Origin of the sequence: Streptomyces canus (assembly GCF_030815415.1) — a bacterium.
Classification (GTDB): Bacteria; Actinomycetota; Actinomycetes; order Streptomycetales; family Streptomycetaceae; genus Streptomyces; species Streptomyces canus_F.
On the sequence record NZ_JAUSWW010000001.1, the window covers coordinates 3993366 to 4013879 of the forward strand.

Consider the following 20514-nt stretch of genomic DNA (forward strand, 5'->3'; position numbering starts at 1 on the left):
GGCGGTTACGCGGGCCCGCCCGCGCGCCGCGTCAGCAGCCAGGGCTCCACCACGCCCAGGCCACGCACCGGCCGCTGCCACATCGGCTGGAGCGCGAAGCGGTACGTCGGCGGCTCCTCGCCCTCCTTCTCGGCGGTGGCCGCGGCCTCAGCGGCCTCCGCCTCGGAGGCGGGGGCCTCGGTGGTGCGGATCAGCTCCTCGGCGAACGCGGCGTCGACGAGCACGGCGTCCCGGGGAGCTATCGAGGTCAGCCGGGAGGCGAGGTTCACCGTCGTACCGAAGACATCGCCCATACGGGTGGTCACCGTGCCGAAGGCGATGCCGACCCGCAGCTCCGGCATGGTCTCGTCGTTCGCCATCGTCTCGATGAGCCGCAGCGCGATCTCGGCGGCGACGCCCGCGTCGTCGGCGGCGTACAGCACCTCGTCGCCGAGGGTCTTGATGAGCCGGCCGCCGTGTGCGGCGACCAGGTCGGCGGCGGTGGTCTCGAAGGCCTCGACGAGCTCGCCGAGTTCCTCCTCCTCCATACGACGGGTCAGCCGCGTGAACCCGACGAGGTCGGCGAACCCGACCGCGAGCCGCCGGTCCACCATCTCCTCGTCGTCGGCGGCCTGCACGACCCGGCCCGCCGAGGCGGCGAGCTGGCGCCGCCAGACGTAGACGAGGAACTCCTCCAGCTCGGGCAGGAGCAGCTCGATGATCGGGTACGTCACCTCGGTACGGGTCATCCCGGGCTCGGGCGGCTCGGTCAGGCCCTCCAGGAAGGAGTCGATCTGCCACTCCGCGAGCCGGGCGGTGGTCTGCCCGGTCGACCTGGCCACCTGCACGGCCATCGCCTCGCTCAACAGCCCCGCCTCGACCAGACCGGCGAGCCGGCGCAGCGCGAGGACGTCGGCTTCCGTGAACGCCCTGGCCTGTCCGACGTCGGCGAAGCCCATCGCCCGCCAGAAACGGGTGGCCAACTCCATCGAGACACCGGCGGTACGGGCCGCCTGAAAGGGCGTGTAGCGCCGCTCGGCGCCGAGGATCAGTGCCTCCAGACGCACGGCGAGCGGGTGCGGGTCCCCTCCGGGGGTGGCGCCGTTCGTGTCCGCGCCGGACCCCGTGTCGTCGACGGTCACGCCTGCTGCCCTTCCGATCTGCCGCGGTCAGGTATCGACCGGCCTTTACTTTACGTCAGGTGTGCCGTAGCTCACTCCCGTGGAGCCGAGAGAAGGGCCTTGCAGTTCACGCAGGTCGCAGGTGGACGATGTCTCCCGCTCCCACCGGTTCCTGTACGCCCTCCTCCGTCGCGATCACCAGGCGCCCGTCGCCGTCCACCGCCACGGCCTCCCCGGTGATCGAACGATCGCCCGGCAACTCCGCACGTACCGTCCGTCCCAGCGTCGCGCAGCCCGTCGCGTACGTCTCCTGCAAACCGCTCGCCGCCGGGTCTCCGCCCGCCTCGCGCCAGCGGCCGTACCACTCCTCCAGCGACCGCAGCACGGCCCGCAGCAGAGGGTCACGGTCCGTGGTGATCGCCCCGGCCAGCAGCAGCGAACCCGCCTGCGGCACCGGAAGCTCCTGCTCACTGAGCGTGACATTGATGCCGACGCCGACGACGACCCCGTCCTCCCCGGCCCGCTCCGCGAGGATCCCGCCGACCTTGCGTTCCTCGCCGCCGATGGAAACCAGCAGGTCGTTGGGCCACTTGAGTGCCGTGTCGATGCCCGCCGCCCGGGAGAGCCCGGTCGCGACGGCCACGCCGGTGAGCAGCGGCAGCCAGCCCCAGCGCGCCACCGGCACCTCGGCCGGCTTCAGCAGGACGGAGAAGAAGAGACCCGAGCGGGCCGGAGCCGTCCACTGCCGGTCCAGCCGCCCCCGCCCCGCCGTCTGCTCCTCGGCGACAAGAACGGCACCCTCCTCGGCGTCCCCCCTCGCGGCGAGGCCCACCAGGTCGTTGTTGGTGGACCCGGTGCTCTGCACGACCTCCACATCGCAGTACAGGCCGCCGTGCCCCCCGTCCCGCACCAGCCCGCGCCGCAGCGCGGCCCCATTGAGGGGCGGACGATCGAGGTCGGACCAACGGCTGTCGTCTGAAGCATCTCGCGGCGTCATGCAAGCCACCCTAGGTGTGTGAAACGCCGCACTGCTGATTGGTAGTGCCACCACTACTCTACGGATGAGTAACCGTCCCCCCTTTTGAGCAGGCAGGGAGCCGACCCCCGATGTCCGAGCCGGAAGAGATCGACATCCACACCACCGCGGGCAAGCTCGCGGATCTCCAGCGCCGTATCGATGAGGCGACGCACGCCGGCTCCGCACGCGCCGTCGAGAAGCAGCACGCCAAGGGCAAGTTGACGGCCCGTGAGCGTATCGAGCTGCTGCTCGACGAGGACTCCTTCGTGGAGTTGGACGAGTTCGCGCGGCACCGCTCCACCAACTTCGGTCTGGAGAACAACCGCCCGTACGGCGACGGAGTCGTCACCGGGTACGGGACCGTCGACGGGCGTCCCGTCGCCGTGTTCTCGCAGGACTTCACCGTCTTCGGCGGCGCCCTGGGCGAGGTCTACGGCCAGAAGATCGTCAAGGTCATGGACTTCGCGCTGAAGACCGGCTGTCCGGTCATCGGCATCAACGACTCGGGTGGGGCGCGAATCCAGGAGGGTGTCGCCTCGCTCGGTGCGTACGGCGAGATCTTCCGCCGCAACACCCATGCGTCAGGGGTCATCCCGCAGATCAGCCTGGTCGTCGGGCCGTGCGCGGGTGGCGCCGTGTACTCCCCCGCCATCACGGACTTCACGGTGATGGTCGACCAGACCTCGCACATGTTCATCACCGGCCCGGACGTCATCAAGACGGTCACCGGTGAGGACGTCGGTTTCGAGGAGCTGGGCGGCGCCCGCACCCACAACTCGGTGTCCGGCGTGGCGCATCACATGGCCGGGGACGAGAAGGACGCCATCGAGTACGTCAAGCAGCTGCTGTCGTACCTGCCCTCCAACAACCTCTCCGAGGCGCCGGTCTTCCCGGAGGAGGCGGACCTCGCCCTCACCGACGAGGACCGCGAGCTGGACACGATCGTGCCGGACAGCGCGAACCAGCCGTACGACATGCACGCGGTGATCGAGCACGTCCTGGACGACGCCGAGTTCTTCGAGACGCAGGCCCTGTTCGCACCGAACATCCTCACCGGCTTCGGCCGGGTCGAGGGCGCCCCGGTCGGCATCGTCGCCAACCAGCCGATGCAGTTCGCCGGTTGCCTCGACATCACGGCGAGCGAGAAGGCGGCGCGCTTCGTGCGTACCTGCGACGCCTTCAACATCCCGGTCATCACCTTCGTGGACGTGCCCGGCTTCCTCCCGGGCGTCGACCAGGAGCACGACGGCATCATCCGCCGCGGCGCCAAGCTGATCTACGCGTACGCGGAGGCCACGGTCCCGCTGATCACGGTGATCACCCGCAAGGCCTTCGGCGGCGCCTACGACGTCATGGGCTCCAAGCACCTGGGTGCCGACCTCAACCTCGCCTGGCCGACCGCCCAGATCGCCGTCATGGGCGCCCAGGGCGCGGTCAACATCCTGCACCGGCGCACGATCGCCGAGGCGGAGACGAACGGGGAGGATCTGGAGGTGGTCCGCGCCCGGCTGATCCGGGAGTACGAGGACGCTCTCCTGAACCCCTACGTCGCGGCCGAGCGCGGCTACGTCGACTCGGTCATCATGCCGTCCGAGACCCGCCGCCACATCGTCCGCGGCCTGCGCCAGCTGCGCAGCAAGCGGGAGTCCCTGCCCCCGAAGAAGCACGGCAACATCCCTCTCTAAGGAGCCGCTGTGACGATCAGAGTCGTACGGGGCAACCCCACCCCCGAGGAGCTGGCCGCCGCTCTGGCGGTGGTCCGAGCCCGCGCCGCGGCGGCAGCGGCCGCTCCGTCCGGCGCACCCGAGCAGCGGGACGGGTGGTCGGACCCGTCCCGCATCGCGGCCCACCGTCTGCCCCAGCCGGGGCCGACGACCTGGGCACGTACCTACTGGCCCGGTTAGAGGACCGCCGACACGGCTTCGGCCATCACCTCGTATCCCTCGTCGTTGGGGTGCAGGTGATCGCCGAAGTCGTAGGCGGGGTGGAGCCGGTCCGGGTCCTGCGGATCGGCCATCAGCCGTTGCAGGTCCACTACGGCGTCGTACTCCCCTGAGCAACGGATCCACTCGTTGACCTCGTGACTCACCTTCGCCGCGTGCTCGCCCCAGTGGTCCGAGCCCGCGAAGGGGAGCAGGGTGCAGCCGACGATGCGCAGCCCGCCCTGACGGGCCTGCCGTATCAACTGCCGGTACCCGGCGACGATCTCGTCCGCCTCCACCACGGGCGCCGGCTTGTACGTCGGCTGCTCGTCCGTCTCGCTGAACCCGATGTCGTTGAGCCCGAGCAGCACGACCAGCGTGTCCGTGCCGGGCCGGTCCAGGACGTCCCGCCGCAGCCGGTGCACCCCCTTCTCCCCGTACCACGAGGAGTCGTTGAGCAGCAGGTTGCCGCCGATCCCCGCGTTCAGGACGGGCCGCCCGGTGAGCCGGGCCAGCGTGTCCGACCAGCGTCGGTCCGCACCCGGGGTGGATCCGAACCCGTCCGTCAGGGAGTCCCCGAACAGCGCGACCCCGTCCGTGCGGCCGGCGTCCGCCTCCACCGCGCTCAGGAAGTACCAGGACTCGCTCGCCGCGTCGAACCCCTCCCCGTCCACGTCGTCCAGCAGGTCCCCCTCTCCCCGACGGCTGGTCGTGAAGGCCTGGGCGTGGAAGGTCGCGGGCCCGGTCGCCGTGTCGAAGTACAGCGTGACCGTCATCGACTCCCCCGCGGCGACGGCGAGCGGGACGGCGTCGCTGACGACCTCTCCGCGTGCGGGGATCTCGGTGTCCGGCCCGCCTGCGAAGGTGAGCCGCGTCGACGTTCCCGCGGACCCGGCGCTCGCGCCCGCGATCCGTACCGGCGAGGTGCCGTACGCGTGGGACAGCCGCACCCGCACCCGGTCCCCGCCCGCGCTCAGCCGGACGACCTGACGCAGCGACTGCCGCCAGAAGCCCTCCCGGGACCAGTTGGGCGTGAAGCCCTCGCTCGGCGGTTGAGGTGACGCGGTCCAGACGGTGGTGAACATGGCACGCCCTTTCAAACGGGACCAGGGTTCCTTTAACGGTAGACAGATTAACGGAACTCCAGACCCTTTTGGTGAATTTGAGTACGCGTACTCAGGCGCCGCCCCCTGCCTCCCCGCACCCTGGAGGCATGTTGTGGTCCGACCCCGAGAACGAGCCGCCCGAGGAACTGCGCGACATGCAGGACATGTTGCGGAGACTGGGACTCTTCCTGGCGTTGGCCATGGTGCTCGCGATGATCGTGCTCGGCATCGGCTGACGGACGCCGATACCCTGACCGCATGACTGATCAGCCGCGCCGCCGACTCGTTCTCGCCTCGCAGTCCCCCGCCCGGCTCAACCTGCTGAGGCAGGCCGGACTGACCCCCGAGGTGCTGGTGAGCGGGGTCGACGAGGATGCCGTCACCGCCCCCACCCCCGCCGATCTGGCACTCGCCCTGGCCGAGGCGAAGGCCTCCGTCGTCTCGGCGAAGCCCGAGGTCAAGGGCGCGCTGGTGATCGGCTGCGATTCGGTGCTCGACCTGGACGGCGAGGCGCTCGGCAAGCCCGCCGACCAGGAGGAGGCCACCGCCCGCTGGAAGGCCATGCGCGGCCGCGCGGGGACGCTGCAGACCGGGCACTGCATCTACGACACCGTCACCGGACGGTATGTCTCCGGCGTCGCCTCGACCGTCGTCCGCTTCGGCGAGCCGACCGACGAGGAGATCGCCGCGTACGTCGCCTCCGGCGAACCCCTCTACGTCGCCGGGGCGTTCACCCTGGACGGCCGCTCGGCGCCGTTCATCGAGGGCATCGAGGGCGACCACGGCAACGTGATCGGCATCAGCCTGCCCCTCGTACGCAAGCTGCTGGCCCGACTGGGCGTCGGCATCACGGAGTTGTGGGCGCCGGCGCAGGCCTGACCGGGCTCACGTCGTCCCCCTCGGGGGCCTCCGGGCCCGCCCTGGGCCCCTCCGGGTCCCCCTGGGGGACGTCCGGCTTCGCGTCGGCGGGCTCCTGGGGACGGTCGTACGTCATCAGGAGCAGCACTATGAGGCCGAGCACGGCCACCATGAACACGAACTCGGGCCAGCCCAGCAGCCCCCACGCGAACGCGCCCAGCAGTGCGTGCACCACCGCCGCGCTGATCAGCAGGACACGCCCGAGGCCGGCCGGCGGACGGTTCCGCAACGCCACGAGCAGCGCGACCACGCCGCACAGCGCGAAGTAGAGACCGAAGACAATGCCGCCGATCTTCGACGACAGCGACATCACGTCCGGGTCCAGTCCCGCCAGGGACATGTCCTGCCGGTCCACGACCACACCCATGAACCACTGCACCGCCGCGATACCGAGCGCCTCGACGAAGAGCACGACCGCCACGATCCACGCCACCGGTCTACGCACCACCGGCCCCCACCCACTCTCAAGCCGAGCTCTTGTTACCTCAAGTACGTTCGATACACGCGAACGCTACTAACGGGTAAACCGTGGGACAAGGGTTCTACGGAGGGCAAAGAATCATTGGGCCATTCGTAGGGACTCCACAAAGAAAGCGAGTGGTCCGCAGCACGCTCTCACAGAGACCTTGGCCACAGAGGAGGGCTAGGGTTTCCCGGAGGAGTCCTGCGTACCGAGGTGCGACAAGGGATTTCGCGGGTCGAGCGAGCCTCGAATCACGCTCCGTGTGGGCAAGCTCACCATTGGGGACGGGTCGAAGTGCCGTGTCGGCAGTCCCTAAACTCGGCTTGTTTCAAGGAGGGAGCCTCAATCGTGCGCAAGGTGCTCATCGCCAACCGTGGCGAAATCGCTGTCCGCGTTGCCCGGGCCTGCCGGGATGCCGGCATCGCGAGCGTGGCCGTGTACGCCGACCCGGATCGGGACGCTCTGCATGTCCGCGCCGCGGATGAGGCGTTCGCCCTGGGTGGTGACACCCCGGCAACGAGCTACCTGGACATCGAGAAGGTCCTGAACGCGGCGCGCGAGTCGGGTGCTGACGCCATCCATCCGGGCTACGGATTCCTGTCCGAGAACGCCGAGTTCGCTCAGGCGGTTCTGGACGCGGACCTGATCTGGATCGGGCCGCCCCCGCAGGCCATCCGCGACCTGGGCGACAAGGTGGCCGCCCGGCACATCGCGCAGCGCGCGGGCGCCCCGCTGGTCGCCGGTACGCCGGACCCGGTCTCCGGTGCGGAGGAGGTCGTCGCCTTCGCCGAGGAGCACGGTCTGCCGATCGCCATCAAGGCCGCCTTCGGTGGTGGCGGTCGCGGTCTGAAGGTCGCCCGCACCCTCGAAGAGGTGCCGGAGCTCTACGACTCGGCGGTCCGTGAGGCCGTCGCCGCGTTCGGCCGCGGCGAGTGCTTCGTCGAGCGCTACCTGGACAAGCCGCGGCACGTGGAGACGCAGTGCCTGGCCGACCAGCACGGCAACGTGGTCGTCGTCTCCACCCGTGACTGCTCGCTGCAGCGCCGCCACCAGAAGCTGGTCGAGGAGGCCCCCGCGCCCTTCCTCTCCGACGCCCAGGTCGCCGAGCTGTACGCCTCCTCGAAGGCCATCCTCAAGGAGGCCGGCTACGTCGGCGCCGGCACCGTTGAGTTCCTGGTCGGCGTCGACGGCACGATCTCCTTCCTGGAGGTCAACACCCGTCTCCAGGTGGAGCACCCGGTCACCGAGGAGGTCGCCGGCATCGACCTGGTCCGCGAGATGTTCCGCATCGCCGACGGCGAGGTGCTCGGCTACGGCGACCCGGAGCTGCGCGGTCACTCCTTCGAGTTCCGTATCAACGGCGAGGACCCGGGCCGCAACTTCCTCCCGGCCCCCGGCACGGTCACCGTGTTCAACGGTCCGTCCGGCCCGGGCGTCCGGCTGGACGCCGGCGTCGAGTCCGGCTCGGTCATCGGCCCGGCCTGGGACTCCCTGCTGGCCAAGCTGATCGTCACCGGTGCCACCCGTGAGCAGGCCCTGCAGCGTGCCGCGCGTGCCCTGGAGGAGTTCCAGGTGGAGGGCATGGCGACGGCCATCCCGTTCCACCGCGCGGTCGTCAAGGACCCGGCGTTCGCTCCGGAGCTGACCGGCAGCGAGGACCCCTTCACGGTCCACACCCGCTGGATCGAGACCGAGTTCGTCAACGAGATCAAGCCCTTCGCCGCCCCCGCCGACGCGGAGACGGACGAGGAGCCGGATCGCGAGACGGTCGTCGTCGAGGTCGGCGGCAAGCGCCTCGAGGTCTCCCTGCCGTCCTCGCTCGGCATGTCCCTGGCCCGCACCGGCCTCGCGGCGGGCGCCAAGCCCAAGCGCCGCGCGGCCAAGAAGTCCGGTCCCGTCGCCTCCGGCGACACCCTCGCCTCCCCGATGCAGGGCACGATCGTCAAGATCGCCGTCGAGGAGGGCCAGGAGGTCAAGGAGGGCGACCTGGTCGTCGTCCTGGAGGCCATGAAGATGGAGCAGCCGCTCAACGCGCACAAGTCCGGCACCATCAAGGGCCTGTCCGCGGAGGTCGGTGCCTCGCTCACCTCGGGTGCGGCGATCTGCGAGATCAAGGACTGACACACCTTGCCGGGAAGGTCGTAGGACACCCCGGAGCGCCCGGCGGACTGACGGTCAGTCCGCCGGGCGCTTCTTTTTTCCGGCATCCTGGAGGCACACGCGAGCCGGAGAGAGGGCAGGTGGGGCCATGGGGAGCCAGGAGGCCACGGCGACGCGTGCCATGCGCGCGGACGCCCGCCGCAACTACGAGCGTCTCCTCGCCGAGGCCCGCACCGCCTTCGCCACCCACGGCTCCGAAGCGTCCCTGGAGGACGTGGCCCGCCGCGCGGGCGTGGGCATCGGCACCCTCTACCGCCACTTCCCCAACCGCAACGCCCTGTTGAGCGCGGTCTTCGAGGACGCGGTGAACGACCTGCTGGCTCGTGCGAGCGAACTGCGCCGGTCACCGGAACCCTGCGTGGCCCTGGTGACCTGGCTCCGCGAGATGATCACCCAGGCGAGCGAGTACCGGGGCCTGGCAAGGGCGTTGATGTCCGTCTCCCACGACGACACCTCGGCCCTGGCGCGGTGCAGCGACCCCATCCGGGAAGCGGGCGGCGCCCTCCTGGCCCGCGCGCAGCAGGCGGGCGCGGTACGCGAGGACGTGGCGATCGGCGACCTGCTCCAACTCACCCACGCGATCGCGCTGGCGGCGGAGGAGACATCGAGCGACCCGGACCTGGCGGACAGATTGCTGATGCTGACGCTACGGGGCTTGAAACCCGCCCAGGGACAACGCCCCCAGGGCGCGGGGCTGTGACATCAGCGGCTCCGCCGCGGGGCGACCAGCCACACCCAGCCGGCACCCGCGCAGCAGACACGAACCCCTACGGCGAAGAGGCGAACCCGAACCTACCGCCGCCGCATATCCGCGACCCGAGCCGCCCGCTGCTCCGCCCCCGCCGACTCACTGAGAACCGACGTCGCCCGGAGCCCCGCCCCGGCGGAGCCGGCCGGCACTCGGCGCGGCCCCGGGAGGGACACGTCCCGGCGAGGCTGGCGCGGGGGGACCGCATCACTCCCCGAGCCCCCGGCGACAGCGATCTGAACACCCTGGTCGGCCAGCGCCTGCAACTCCGTGGCCGCACGATCGTCGTGCGCCGGGGGCTCGTCGGTCACCAGCCGGGTGATCACATCCGTGGGCACGGTCTGGAACATCGTGTCCGAACCGAGCTTGGTGTGATCGGCGAGGACGACGACCTCCGCGGCTGCCTGCACCAGCGCCCGGTCGACGGATGCCGACAGCATGTTGGACGTGGACAGCCCGCGCTCGGCGGTGAGTCCGCTCCCGGACAGGAAGGCCCGCGAGACCCGCAGCCCCTGGAGGGACTGCTCGGCACCGGAGCCCACCAGGGCGTAGTTGGAACCGCGCAGAGTGCCGCCGGTCATCACGACTTCCACCCGGTTGGCATGGGCCAACGCCTGAGCCACCAGCAGGGAGTTGGTGACGACGGTCAGCCCGGGTACGCGAGCGAGCCGGCGGGCCAGCTCCTGTGTCGTCGTACCCGCCCCGACCACGATCGCTTCGCCCTCTTCGACGAAGTTCGCGGCGAGGTCGGCGATGGCCGTCTTCTCGGCGGTCGCGAGATGTGATTTCTGCGGAAAGCCGGACTCTCGCGTGAACCCGCCCGGCAATACCGCACCGCCATGTCGGCGGTCGAGGAGTCCTTCTGCCTCCAGTGCGCGCACGTCCCGCCGTACGGTCACTTCGGAGGTCTGGACGACGCGGGCGAGCTCACGGAGCGATACGGCCCCGTTCGCTCGCACCATTTCGAGGATCAATTGGCGACGTTCTGCAGCGAACACGAAACTGACAGTAACCCCAACGACCGTCTGCTTTCAGCAGTATGCGCCGAATAACAGAAGTTGTTCGCACAGGAGGGTCGGGAGTGGTATAGGGCCTACGCCCCCCGACTATGCCGTACGAATGGGCGACAACTCCCTGTGACCAGCGGGGAGTCGGTTTCGGCCGCCAGGCCGTGCCCTAGCTCTCGCCCGTCTCCTTACGGGGTGTGGAGCTGGCGTGCGACCTCGGCGATCGAGCCCGAAAGAGACGGGTACACGGTGAAGGCATTCGCGATCTGCTCGACGGTCAGGTTGTTGTCGACGGCGATCGAGATCGGATGGATCAGTTCCGAGGCGCGCGGCGCCACGACCACACCGCCGACGACGATGCCCGTGCCGGGGCGGCAGAAGATCTTGACGAAGCCGTCGCGGATGCCCTGCATCTTGGCGCGCGGGTTGCGCAGCAGCGGGAGCTTCACGCTCCGGGCGTCGATCTTGCCCCCGTCCACGTCCGCCTGCGTGTAACCGACGGTGGCGATCTCGGGGTCGGTGAAGACGTTGGAGGAGACGGTCTTGAGGTTGAGCGGGGCCACCGCGTCGCCGAGGAAGTGGTACATGGCGATACGGCCCTGCATGGCGGCCACCGACGCGAGGGCGAAGACACCGGTCACGTCGCCGGCGGCGTACACACCGGGGGCCGTCGTCCTGGAGACCTTGTCGGTCCAGATGTGCCCGGACTCGCGCACCTTGACGCCGGCCTCCTCCAGACCGAGGCCCGCGCTGTTGGGGATGGCGCCGACCGCCATGAGGCAGTGGCTGCCGGTGATGACGCGGCCGTCGGAGAGGGTGACCTCGACCCGGTCGCCGACCCGTTTGGCGGCGGCGGCGCGGGAGCGGGCCATGACGTTCATGCCGCGGCGCCGGAAGACGTCCTCCAGCACGGCGGCGGCGTCCGGGTCCTCGCCGGGCAGGACCCGGTCACGGGACGAGACGAGGGTGACCTTCGAGCCGAGCGCCTGGTAGGCACCGGCGAACTCGGCACCGGTCACACCGGAACCGACCACGATGAGCTCTTCCGGCAGCTCGGTGAGGTCGTAGACCTGTGTCCAGTTGAGGATGCGCTCGCCGTCGGGCTGGGCGTCGGGCAGCTCGCGGGGGTGGCCGCCGGTCGCGATGAGGACGGCGTCGGCGACGAGGGTCTCCTCGCTGCCGTCGGCGGCCCGCACGATGACCTTGCGGGAGCCGTCGAGGGCCTGCATGCCCTCGAGCCGGCCACGGCCGCGCAGCACCCGGGCGCCGGCGCGGGTGACGGAGGCGGTGATGTCGTGGGACTGCGCGAGCGCGAGCCGCTTCACACGACGGTTGACCTTCCCGAGGTCCACGCCGACCACCCGGGCGGCCTGCTCCAGGGGTGGGGTGTCGTCGGCGACGATGATGCCGAGCTCTTCGTACGACGAGTCGAAGGTGGTCATCACCTCGGCCGTAGCGATAAGAGTCTTCGACGGCACGCAGTCGGTCAGCACCGACGCTCCGCCCAGACCGTCGCAGTCGACGACGGTCACCTCCGCGCCGAGCTGCGCTGCTACCAGCGCCGCTTCGTATCCGCCGGGTCCGCCACCGATGATCACGATCCGAGTCACGTACTCCATTGTCCCGCACGCTTCAAGGTGCTACTGCCCGGGGGCGGCGGGACGGTCCATGTTGTTACCTACGGGACGGGCGGGTCGGCCGTTTCGACTGCCGTACCCTCTCCCCATGTCGCTCTACGCCGCGTACGCCGGCAACCTCGACGCGCGGCTGATGACGCGCCGCGCACCCCACTCGCCGATGCGCGCGACCGGCTGGCTGAACGGATGGCGGCTGACCTTCGGCGGCGAGCAGATGGGCTGGGAGGGCGCGCTCGCGACACTCGTCGAGGACCCCGAGTCCCAGGTCTTCGTCGCGCTGTACGACATCGCGCCGCCGGACGAGGATTCCCTGGACCGCTGGGAGGGTGTCGGCCTCGGCATCTACCGCCGGATGCGGGTGCGGGTGCACACCATGGAGACCGAGGAGCCGGCGTGGCTGTACGTCCTCGACGCGTACGAGGGGGGCCTGCCGTCGGCGCGCTACCTCGGCGAGATCGCGGACGCGGCGGAATCGGCGGGGGCGCCCCACGACTATGTGATGGAACTCCGCAAGCGCCCCTGCTAGTGCCGCGGCAGGCAACGTTTGCCCGTCAAGGAGCGGCGTCCGGTGCGTGCTCTCGGCGTGCCGGCCGGAAGCCCTCGTACTGGACGTACTTGGGCTTTCGGCCGGTGCGGCGAGAGTGCGTGCCGGGCGTCGCGACGGGGCAAACGTTGCCTGCCGCGGCACTAGCCCCCGCGCCCCACCATTCGCCGGATTCGTTGGAAACGACAAGACAACGATCGGCAACCCGTGAGCTCTGTCATCTACGCGCGTAGGCCGGAAGAGGCTACGCTCATCCGCGTGAACGCATCTCTTCTTCCGGACGACATCCAGGGCGACCCGCATGGCGCCGCCGACGCCGCCGCCGCGCGCCTGCGCGAACTGACCGGCGCCGAGACCCACGACGTCGCCCTCGTGATGGGCTCCGGCTGGGCTCCGGCCGTGGACGCGCTCGGGGTTCCCGACGCCGAGTTCCAGGTCACCGAGCTGCCCGGGTTCCCGCCGCCGGCGGTCGAGGGTCACGGCGGCAAGATCCGCTCGTACAAGATCGGCGAGAAGCGGGCCCTGGTCTTCCTGGGCCGCACGCACTACTACGAGGGCCGTGGTGTGGCCGCCGTCGCGCACGGTGTCCGTACGGCCGTGGCGGCCGGCTGCAAGACGATCGTGCTGACCAACGGCTGCGGGGGGCTGCGCGAGGGCATGCGTCCCGGGCAGCCGGTGCTGATCAGCGACCACATCAACCTCACGGCGACGTCTCCCATCGTCGGCGCGAACTTCGTGGATCTGACGGATCTGTACTCGCCCCGGCTGCGGGCCCTGTGCAAGGAGATCGACCCCACGCTGGAGGAGGGTGTCTACGCCCAGTTCCCCGGCCCGCACTACGAGACGCCGGCCGAGATCCGTATGGCCCGTGTCATCGGTGCGGACCTGGTGGGTATGTCGACGGTCCTCGAGGCGATCGCCGCGCGCGAGGCGGGTGCGGAGGTTCTGGGTATCTCCCTAGTGACCAACCTCGCCGCGGGCATGACGGGCGAGCCGCTGAACCACGAGGAGGTCCTCCAGGCGGGCCGTGACTCGGCGACGCAGATGGGCGCGCTGCTCGGGCAGGTGCTGAGCCGGCTGTAGCCGACGGGACTTTTCCTCGCCCCCGCCGCCCCTACCCGTCCCGTCCCTGGGGGCTGCGCCCCCAGACCCCCACGACCGGCGTCAGTGAATCCAGCCCCTCCGGCGTTTGAGGAGCGGGGGTCCAGGGGGCGGCGCCCCCTGGGAGCGGGGTCGAAGGGGCGGCATGCCCCTGGAGGGAGGGGAACGGGTAAGGGCGGCGGGGGCGAAACCCACTCCACGCCCACCCCCACTCACCCGCACACCAACACGAGAGGTTGACCCGACGTGCACGACGATCTCATCGCACGAGCCACCGCATGGCTGGCCGAGGACCCCGACACGGAGACCCGTGACGAGCTCGCCAAGCTCATCGAGGCCGGAGACGTCACCGAACTCGCCGCGCGCTTCAGCGGCACGCTCCAGTTCGGCACCGCGGGTCTCAGGGGCGAGCTCGGCGCCGGGCCGATGCGTATGAACCGCAGCGTGGTCATCCGCGCCGCCGCCGGTCTCGCCGCGTACCTCAAGGGGAAGGGCCAGACGGACGGCCTCGTCGTCATCGGCTACGACGCCCGCCACAAGTCCGCCGACTTCGCCCGCGACACCGCGGCCGTGATGACCGGCGCCGGACTCAGGGCCGCGGTCCTCCCCCACCCCCTCCCGACCCCCGTCCTGGCGTACGCCATAAGGCACCTCGGCGCGGTCGCCGGCGTGGAGGTCACCGCCAGCCACAACCCGCCCCGCGACAACGGCTACAAGGTCTACCTCGGCGACGGATCGCAGATCGTGCCCCCCGCCGACGCGGAGATCGCCGCCGAGATCGACGCCGTACCGTCCCTGGACGACGTCCCCCGCCCGGACGCCGGCTGGGAGACCCTCGACGGCGCCGTCCTGGACGCCTACCTGGCCCGCACGGACGCCGTCCTGTCGGACGGGTCCCCCCGCACCGCCCGCACCGTCTACACGGCGATGCACGGCGTCGGAAAGGATGTCCTCCTCGCCGCCTTCGCCCGCGCCGGCTTCCCGGAGCCGGTGCTCGTCGCCGAGCAGGCCGAGCCCGACCCCGACTTCCCGACCGTGGCCTTCCCCAACCCGGAAGAGCCCGGCGCGATGGACCTCGCCTTCGCCAGGGCCCGCGAGACGGACCCCGACCTGATCATCGCCAACGACCCGGACGCCGACCGCTGCGCCGTGGCCGTCAAGGAGAGCGGCGAGTGGCGGATGCTGCGCGGTGACGAGGTCGGCGCGCTCCTCGCCGCGCACCTGGTGAGGCGGGGTGCGCAGGGGACCTTCGCCGAGTCCATCGTCTCCTCCTCCCTCCTCGGCCGGATCGCCGAGAAGGCGGGTCTGCCCTACGAGGAGACCCTCACCGGCTTCAAGTGGATCGCCCGTGTCGAGGGCCTGCGCTACGGCTACGAGGAGGCCCTCGGCTACTGCGTCGACCCCGACGGCGTACGGGACAAGGACGGCATCACCGCCGCCCTCCTGATCACCGAGCTGGCGTCCGAGCTCAAGGAGCAGGGGCGCACGCTGCTCGACCTTCTCGACGACCTCGCCGTGGAGCACGGTCTGCACGCCACCGACCAGCTGTCGGTCCGTGTCGAGGACCTGTCGGTCATCGCGGACGCCATGGGGCGTCTGCGGGAGCGGCCGCCGACCGAGCTGGCCGGCCTGGCGATCACCAAGGCCGAGGACCTCACGCGGGGCACCGACAGGCTGCCGCCCACCGACGGCCTGCGGTACACCCTCGACGGCGCCCGCGTCATCGTCCGGCCCAGCGGCACCGAGCCCAAGCTCAAGTGCTACCTGGAGGTCGTCGTCCCGGTCGCCGCCCACGCCGATCTGCCCGCGGCCCACGCGAAGGCGACGGACCTGCTGGCGACGATCAAGCGGGACCTGTCGGCGGCGGCCGGCATCTGACCCACCCGTTGGGGTGCCCTGACCGACCGGGGCACCCCAACGGGTGATTTCACCGCGCCGGTCGAAGCGCGCTCCACGCCTTGGCGCCCACCCCGGGAAACGGTGACGGGTATCCCGTCCGCCGAGCCCCGGAGCCGCCCCGTGTCCTCGACCGCCCCCGAAACCGCCCCCGGCGGCAGCATCCCGGGCAGCCGGCGACCCGAGACCACGCCCCGCCCGCACCCCGCCGTCCGCGCCCTGCGCCGCGCGGCCCCGGCGCTGGGCGCCTTCGTCGCCGTACGGCTCGCGGGTCTGCTGTTCCTCGCGCTGTGGGCCCATCACCAGGACCACGGCGTCTGGCCGATCCTGGCGCGGCAGTGGGACGCGAAGTGGTATCTCGGCATCGCCGACCACGGCTACGCCCGGGAGGTCGGGACCGAGGGAAGCAATCTGGCGTTCTTCCCGCTCTACCCGGTCCTGGTCAAGGCGGTCGCGGCCGTCACCCCCGGCACCAGGGCCACCACCGGTCTGTGTCTCGCCGTCGCCGCGTCCTTCGTCGCGGCGTGGGGGGTGTTCGCGGTGGGCGACCGGCTGTACGGCCGCCGGGTCGGGGTTCTGGCCACGGTTCTGTGGGCGGCGTTCCCGGTCGGCCTGGTGCAGTGGATGGGCTACACCGAGTCCCTGTTCACCGCGTGCGCGGCCTGGTCGCTGTACGCGCTGCTCTCCCGCCGCTGGCTGTGGGCGGGCACGCTGGCCGTGCTCGCGGGTCTGACCCGCCCGACCGGTGTCGCGCTGGCGGCCGCGGTCACCGTGACGGCGCTGCTGTCCCTGCGCCGCGGCTTCTCCGTGCGCGCGCTCACGGCCGCTCTGCTGGCCCCGCTCGGCTGGTGCGGGTACATCGCCTGGGTGGGCCTGCGGGTGGGCCGCTGGGACGGCTACTTCGCCGAACAGCGGGTGTGGAGCAACGAGATGGACGGCGGCCGGCGGACCCTGCGGGAGATCCGTCAGCTGCTGGTGCGGGACTCGACGCCGCATCTGTTCCTGGTGCTGGTGACGCTGGTGCTGGTCGTCTCGGTGGCGCTGTTCGCGCTGTCGGTGCGCGACCGTCAGCCCCTGTCCCTGCTGGTCTTCACGGGCGTGACCCTGCTCATCGTCCTGACCAGCGGGGGCGTCTACTTCCCGCGCGCCCGCTACCTCCTGCCGGCCTTCCCGCTCCTGTTTCCCCTGGCCCTGCGGCTCTCCTGCGCCGCCCGTCGCCACCGCGTCCTCGTCCTGACGGCGGCGGTGGCGGGCTCGGTGTACTGGGGCGCGCACATGGCGCTGGTGTGGCCGGGGGCGCCGTGACCCCCGCTGCGGCGGCCGGCCCGCCCGTTACGGCAGCAGCACCAGGAACGCCGTGAAGACCGCCGCCTGGGCGAGGGCGAGCGGCCACAGCGGGCGGCCCCGCTCCCGCTCGGTCGCCGAGACGGTCGGCCGCAGCGCGGGGTCCTCCCACATCGCGGTGATCTCGGCGGCGGTGCGCTCGTAGGGGTGGATCCAGCCCCGCCGCAGCTCCAGCTTCGGCCAGCGGACGCTCTGCATCGTCCAGGTGGGGAAGCCGGCGCCGCGGCTGTCGATCTTCAGCTCGGCGCCCTTGCAGCGGACGACGCGGATGTCGTCCCAGGCGATGTGGCGGACGCGGCGGAGCCCGTTGAACCAGAGACCCTCGCGGTCGGCGGTGACGGTCCAGCCGAGCCGCTCGGACAGCAGCAGGGCGCCGCCCAAGGCCACGCTGCCGACGAGGACGTAGCGCCAGAACCAGCCGGACTCGTCCAGGGCGATCGGGACGAACCACAGGATCACCACCACGGCGATGATCCGGTCCGTCCACCCCGCGCGCCACCGTCGCACGGCCCCCGAGCCGAGCGGGGCGACGGCCGCCCCGGCGGCCAGCCGGCCCAGCTCCTGGTACGCCGCCTTACGGGTCCCCGCCCGCTTGTCGCCCACGACGCGGCCGCGTCCGAACCGGCCCGACAGGGGTCGTACGGGCCCTTGCGAGCGCTCGACCAGCGGCGGCTCGCCGGGCTCCTCGTCGGCGCTGACGAGGAGGATCTCGGCGCCGTCGTACGGCGTGCCGTACAGGACGGCCTCGCGCAGGGGGCCGGGCTCCTCGTCGTCGATCCGGTCGAGGGCGTCCCGCATCTCCGCCTCGGCCGCCTCCTCGTCGAAGTCGTCGTCGTCCGCATCCTCGAAGAAGGGTTCGTCCTCGTCGTCGGGCTCCGACACCGAGACGGTGAACAGGGGGCGCAGCGCGCCCAGGTCGTCGGCCGCGTAGACCTCGGTGTCCACGTCGGCGTTCTCCCGCACGAGCACGCGGAGGACGGGGACGGGTGCGCCGCGCAGGGCGGCGGCGCGGCGGCGGCCGAGGAGGCCGGAGAGGACGGCGGTGAGGCCGAGCCCGGTCACGTAGAGGCCCGTCGCCGCGAGCACGTGGTCGTCTCCGGGCCCGAAGGTCGCGACCCCCGCGGCGCCGGCCGCCGTCACGGCCAGCCCGAACCAGACCAGGAGCCTGCCCCGCCGGAACGTCCTGCCCTCGTCCGGCGGTACGGCCGTCGCCCCGCCGGCCGCCGCCAGGGCCGCCGCCCGCTGCCGTCCGCGCGCGACCAGCCGGAGCATGGCGAGCGCCCAGGCCAGCAGCAGGAACGCGAGCACGGGCAGGGTCACCGGCCACGGCAGCGGTTGCTGGGCGGGGACCAGGAAGAGCAGAACCGGCACCGAGACCCGTACGACCTCGGGCCGTACCGCGAGCCAGATCGCGTGGAGCGCGACGACGGCCGCGGCCCACGGGCTCAGGTCGGTGGACAGCGCCAGGGCGCCGGAGCCGAGCAGACCGGCCAGCGCCACCCCGACGAGCACGCCCGTGCCGAGCCGCACCGGCACCCACCAGGCCGGCAGGGCCTGTGTCCACCGCCGGGTCTGCTCCGCGTCCCAGGGGAGGCAGTCGTCGGGTATCGCGGAGGCGGGCAGCGGCAGCGGCTGCTGGAGGTTCGTGCTCATTGTCTTCCAGACACTCGGACCACAGGTGTGGTTGCGGTCCTCGGGTCCTTGTTCGGGGCGGCACGCCGAGGTGGGGCCGCATCATCGCCCCCGGAAGCCGTGAAAGGACAGGCGTCTCAGCCCGTTGCGATCAAGATCACCAGCAGTACCGCTCCCGCGATGACCGGCGCGAAGATCTCGTACGCCCAGCGCACGGTCACCTCGCCCTGGGCGCTCTCCGCCGTCCCGCGTGTCTCCATGAGCTCGCGCAGGTCGTCCATGATCTTGTCGGTCTCGGCCCGGGCCGGCCCGGCGGCGGGGACGGGGACCGGGGCGGCGCCACCGCCGCCGAAGCCGAGCCGCAGGCCGGCGCCGCCGCCGCGCTCGGCGCGCGCGTCCTTGCGTGCCGCCCTCTTGCGGGCGCGCAGCGACACCGGGACGGCCCACAGCTGGAACGTGTCGCCGGACTCGGCGACGACCTCATTGGAGTAACCGGACCGCAGCGCGGCGGCCTGCCCCCAGGGGAGCACGATCACCCGGAACGGGTTGCGGATGCGCAGGCGGTCCTCGTTGGCGTAGACGGCCGGGCGGACGGTGAAGGCGACGATCAGCGGGAGCGCGAGGATCATCGAGGCGAGCGCCAGCCAGGGGGTGCGGTCCTCGCCCTGGACCAGGGCGTCGATGCCGAGCCAGAGGACGATGGCGAGCAGCAGGGCGCCTCCGGCGATGCCTGCGGGTGAGCGGTAGATGCGGTCCTTGGTCGTCATGCGGGCGATTGTGCCTCAGTTGTTCGCCTTCTCGCCGTGGGGGGCCGCCGAGTGCGCGGGTGCAGGTCCGTCGGTGGTTGCTCGCGCAGTTCCCCGCGCCCCTGGGTGGGTGCGCTCCCCTGCGTCCAGAGCAAACCGTTCTTTCGGGGTGTACAGCCGCTACGCGCGTAGATATGCTCGGCTGGTGACCATGCCCACCACTGCATCTCCCGCACACCCGCTTACGGATGTCGCCGCGTCCGACAGCACGCTGCGTCGCTTCCTCCACGGGCTGCCCGGCGTCGACGCGGTCGGCCTGGAGGCGCGCGCCGCCTCTCTCGGCACCCGTTCCATCAAGACGACCGCCAAGGCGTACGCCATCGACCTCGCCATCTCGATGGTCGACCTGACGACGCTGGAAGGCGCGGACACCCCGGGCAAGGTCCGGGCGCTCGGCGCCAAGGCGGTCCGCCCCGACCCGACCGACCGTTCGACCCCCGCGACCGCGGCCGTCTGTGTCTATCCCGACATGGTGGCCCCCGCGAAGGAGGCCGTCGCCGGCTCCTCCGTGAAGGTCGCCTCGGTCGCCACCGCCTTCCCGGCGGGCCGCGCCGCCCTCGCGGTGAAGCTCGCCGACGTGCGCGACGCCGTCGCCGCGGGCGCGGACGAGATCGACATGGTCATCGACCGCGGGGCGTTCCTCGCGGGTCATTACCTGAAGGTGTACGACGAGATCACCGCCGTGAAGGAGGCCTGCGGGACCAGCGCCCGTCTGAAGGTCATCTTCGAGACCGGCGAGCTCTCGACGTACGACAACATCCGCCGCGCGAGCTGGCTCGGCATGCTGGCCGGGGCCGACTTCATCAAGACGTCGACCGGCAAGGTGGCGGTGAACGCGACCCCCGCGAACACCCTCCTCATGCTGGAGGCCGTCCGCGACTTCCGCGCCCAGACCGGCGTCCAGATCGGCGTGAAGCCGGCCGGCGGCATCCGCACCACCAAGGACGCCATCAAGTTCCTGGTGCTGGTCAACGAGACCGTCGGCGAGGACTGGCTGGACAACCACTGGTTCCGCTTCGGCGCCTCCTCGCTCCTGAACGACCTGCTGATGCAGCGTCAGAAGCTGGCCACCGGCCGTTACTCCGGCCCCGACTACGTGACGGTGGACTGAT

19 protein-coding genes are annotated in these 20514 nt (G+C 71.3%); 11 read left to right on the forward strand and 8 right to left on the reverse strand.

What is annotated here, in order from left to right; translation table 11 throughout:
* Window positions 1–5: 5 nt before the first annotated feature.
* Entirely contained in the window at window positions 6–1121 is a 1116-nt protein-coding gene (locus QF037_RS18315) for an adenylate/guanylate cyclase domain-containing protein (protein ID WP_307026608.1), read from the reverse strand.
* 106 nt (window positions 1122–1227) lie between these two features.
* Window positions 1228–2097, reverse strand: a complete 870-nt coding sequence (locus tag QF037_RS18320) for a biotin--[acetyl-CoA-carboxylase] ligase (RefSeq protein WP_307026610.1) — start codon at window positions 2095–2097, stop codon at window positions 1228–1230.
* A 110-nt stretch (window positions 2098–2207) separates the two neighbouring features.
* Between QF037_RS18320 and QF037_RS18325 the strand changes: the two genes are divergently transcribed.
* Both QF037_RS18325 and QF037_RS18330 read left to right on the forward strand, forming a co-directional pair.
* Window positions 2208–3803, forward strand: coding sequence for an acyl-CoA carboxylase subunit beta (locus QF037_RS18325; RefSeq protein WP_307026612.1), 1596 nt, complete (start codon window positions 2208–2210; stop codon window positions 3801–3803).
* Window positions 3804–3812: 9 nt separating this feature from the next.
* Window positions 3813–4022 (forward strand): acyl-CoA carboxylase epsilon subunit, encoded by a 210-nt coding sequence (locus QF037_RS18330; protein ID WP_266822750.1) that lies wholly within the window; start codon window positions 3813–3815, stop codon window positions 4020–4022.
* Here the strand turns inward: QF037_RS18330 and QF037_RS18335 are convergent.
* Entirely contained in the window at window positions 4019–5125 is a 1107-nt protein-coding gene (locus QF037_RS18335) for an SGNH/GDSL hydrolase family protein (protein ID WP_307026614.1), read from the reverse strand. The two genes, QF037_RS18330 and QF037_RS18335, sit on opposite strands and share 4 nt — an antisense overlap.
* 128 nt (window positions 5126–5253) lie before the next feature.
* Here QF037_RS18335 and mmpB point away from each other — a divergent pair, with 128 nt between their 5' ends.
* Both mmpB and QF037_RS18345 read left to right on the forward strand, forming a co-directional pair.
* The gene (mmpB, locus tag QF037_RS18340) at window positions 5254–5382 is read left to right on the forward strand and encodes a morphogenic membrane protein MmpB (RefSeq protein WP_307026616.1); all 129 of its coding nucleotides are present in this window, start codon (window positions 5254–5256) and stop codon (window positions 5380–5382) included.
* 22 nt (window positions 5383–5404) lie between these two features.
* A complete protein-coding gene (locus QF037_RS18345) occupies window positions 5405–6025 on the forward strand; it encodes a Maf family protein (RefSeq protein ID WP_307026619.1) in 621 nt (206 codons plus the stop codon).
* On the opposite strand, the gene QF037_RS18350 is transcribed toward QF037_RS18345, so the two are convergent.
* Complete coding sequence (locus QF037_RS18350) at window positions 5994–6512, reverse strand: hypothetical protein (protein WP_307026621.1); 519 nt, start codon at window positions 6510–6512, stop codon at window positions 5994–5996. The two genes, QF037_RS18345 and QF037_RS18350, sit on opposite strands and share 32 nt — an antisense overlap.
* Before the next feature lie 363 nt (window positions 6513–6875).
* Between QF037_RS18350 and QF037_RS18355 the strand changes: the two genes are divergently transcribed.
* Window positions 6876–8648 (forward strand): acetyl/propionyl/methylcrotonyl-CoA carboxylase subunit alpha, encoded by a 1773-nt coding sequence (locus QF037_RS18355; protein ID WP_307026623.1) that lies wholly within the window; start codon window positions 6876–6878, stop codon window positions 8646–8648.
* Between the two features lie 160 nt (window positions 8649–8808).
* Window positions 8809–9387, forward strand: a complete 579-nt coding sequence (locus tag QF037_RS18360) for a TetR/AcrR family transcriptional regulator (RefSeq protein ID WP_444972130.1) — start codon at window positions 8809–8811, stop codon at window positions 9385–9387.
* A gap of 92 nt (window positions 9388–9479) precedes the next feature.
* On the opposite strand, the gene QF037_RS18365 is transcribed toward QF037_RS18360, so the two are convergent.
* Both QF037_RS18365 and QF037_RS18370 read right to left on the reverse strand, forming a co-directional pair.
* Window positions 9480–10397, reverse strand: coding sequence for a DeoR/GlpR family DNA-binding transcription regulator (locus tag QF037_RS18365; RefSeq protein WP_373463961.1), 918 nt, complete (start codon window positions 10395–10397; stop codon window positions 9480–9482).
* A 233-nt stretch (window positions 10398–10630) separates the two neighbouring features.
* Window positions 10631–12061, reverse strand: coding sequence for an NAD(P)H-quinone dehydrogenase (locus QF037_RS18370; protein ID WP_307026629.1), 1431 nt, complete (start codon window positions 12059–12061; stop codon window positions 10631–10633).
* Between the two features lie 106 nt (window positions 12062–12167).
* Here QF037_RS18370 and QF037_RS18375 point away from each other — a divergent pair, with 106 nt between their 5' ends.
* The 4 genes from QF037_RS18375 to QF037_RS18390 all read left to right on the forward strand — a co-directional run bounded on the left by QF037_RS18375 (window position 12168) and on the right by QF037_RS18390 (window position 16925).
* A complete protein-coding gene (locus QF037_RS18375; RefSeq protein WP_307026631.1) occupies window positions 12168–12605 on the forward strand; it encodes a gamma-glutamylcyclotransferase in 438 nt (145 codons plus the stop codon).
* A 276-nt stretch (window positions 12606–12881) separates the two neighbouring features.
* Entirely contained in the window at window positions 12882–13706 is an 825-nt protein-coding gene (locus tag QF037_RS18380; RefSeq protein WP_307026632.1) for a purine-nucleoside phosphorylase, read from the forward strand.
* Between the two features lie 264 nt (window positions 13707–13970).
* On the forward strand, window positions 13971–15602 hold the full coding sequence (locus tag QF037_RS18385; RefSeq protein ID WP_307026635.1) for a phospho-sugar mutase: 1632 nt from the start codon (window positions 13971–13973) through the stop codon (window positions 15600–15602).
* 141 nt (window positions 15603–15743) lie between these two features.
* Window positions 15744–16925, forward strand: a complete 1182-nt coding sequence (locus QF037_RS18390) for a hypothetical protein (protein ID WP_373463744.1) — start codon at window positions 15744–15746, stop codon at window positions 16923–16925.
* Window positions 16926–16952: 27 nt separating this feature from the next.
* Here the strand turns inward: QF037_RS18390 and QF037_RS18395 are convergent, their stop codons facing one another.
* Window positions 16953–18617, reverse strand: a complete 1665-nt coding sequence (locus tag QF037_RS18395; protein ID WP_307026636.1) for a hypothetical protein — start codon at window positions 18615–18617, stop codon at window positions 16953–16955.
* 116 nt (window positions 18618–18733) lie between these two features.
* The gene (locus QF037_RS18400; protein ID WP_307026638.1) at window positions 18734–19363 is read right to left on the reverse strand and encodes a PH domain-containing protein; all 630 of its coding nucleotides are present in this window, start codon (window positions 19361–19363) and stop codon (window positions 18734–18736) included.
* A 190-nt stretch (window positions 19364–19553) separates the two neighbouring features.
* On the opposite strand from QF037_RS18400, the gene deoC reads away from it, so the two are divergent.
* Window positions 19554–20513 (forward strand): deoxyribose-phosphate aldolase, encoded by a 960-nt coding sequence (deoC, locus tag QF037_RS18405; RefSeq protein ID WP_307037238.1) that lies wholly within the window; start codon window positions 19554–19556, stop codon window positions 20511–20513.
* Window position 20514 lies beyond the last annotated feature (1 nt).

Bases quoted from the DNA above. Each gene is read 5' to 3' on its own strand.
- QF037_RS18360 (WP_444972130.1), top strand. From the start codon at position 8,809: ATGCGCGCGGACGCCCGCCGCAACTACGAGCGTCTCCTCGCCGAGGCC.
- QF037_RS18395 (WP_307026636.1), bottom strand. From the start codon at position 18,617: ATGAGCACGAACCTCCAGCAGCCGCTGCCGCTGCCCGCCTCCGCGATA.
- deoC (WP_307037238.1), top strand. From the start codon at position 19,554: ATGCCCACCACTGCATCTCCCGCACACCCGCTTACGGATGTCGCCGCG.
- QF037_RS18375 (WP_307026631.1), top strand. From the start codon at position 12,168: ATGTCGCTCTACGCCGCGTACGCCGGCAACCTCGACGCGCGGCTGATG.
- mmpB (WP_307026616.1), top strand. From the start codon at position 5,254: ATGTTGTGGTCCGACCCCGAGAACGAGCCGCCCGAGGAACTGCGCGAC.
- QF037_RS18335 (WP_307026614.1), bottom strand. From the start codon at position 5,125: ATGTTCACCACCGTCTGGACCGCGTCACCTCAACCGCCGAGCGAGGGC.
- QF037_RS18370 (WP_307026629.1), bottom strand. From the start codon at position 12,061: ATGGAGTACGTGACTCGGATCGTGATCATCGGTGGCGGACCCGGCGGA.
- QF037_RS18325 (WP_307026612.1), top strand. From the start codon at position 2,208: ATGTCCGAGCCGGAAGAGATCGACATCCACACCACCGCGGGCAAGCTC.
- QF037_RS18365 (WP_373463961.1), bottom strand. From the start codon at position 10,397: ATGGTGCGAGCGAACGGGGCCGTATCGCTCCGTGAGCTCGCCCGCGTC.
- QF037_RS18345 (WP_307026619.1), top strand. From the start codon at position 5,405: ATGACTGATCAGCCGCGCCGCCGACTCGTTCTCGCCTCGCAGTCCCCC.
- QF037_RS18400 (WP_307026638.1), bottom strand. From the start codon at position 19,363: ATGACGACCAAGGACCGCATCTACCGCTCACCCGCAGGCATCGCCGGA.
- QF037_RS18320 (WP_307026610.1), bottom strand. From the start codon at position 2,097: ATGACGCCGCGAGATGCTTCAGACGACAGCCGTTGGTCCGACCTCGAT.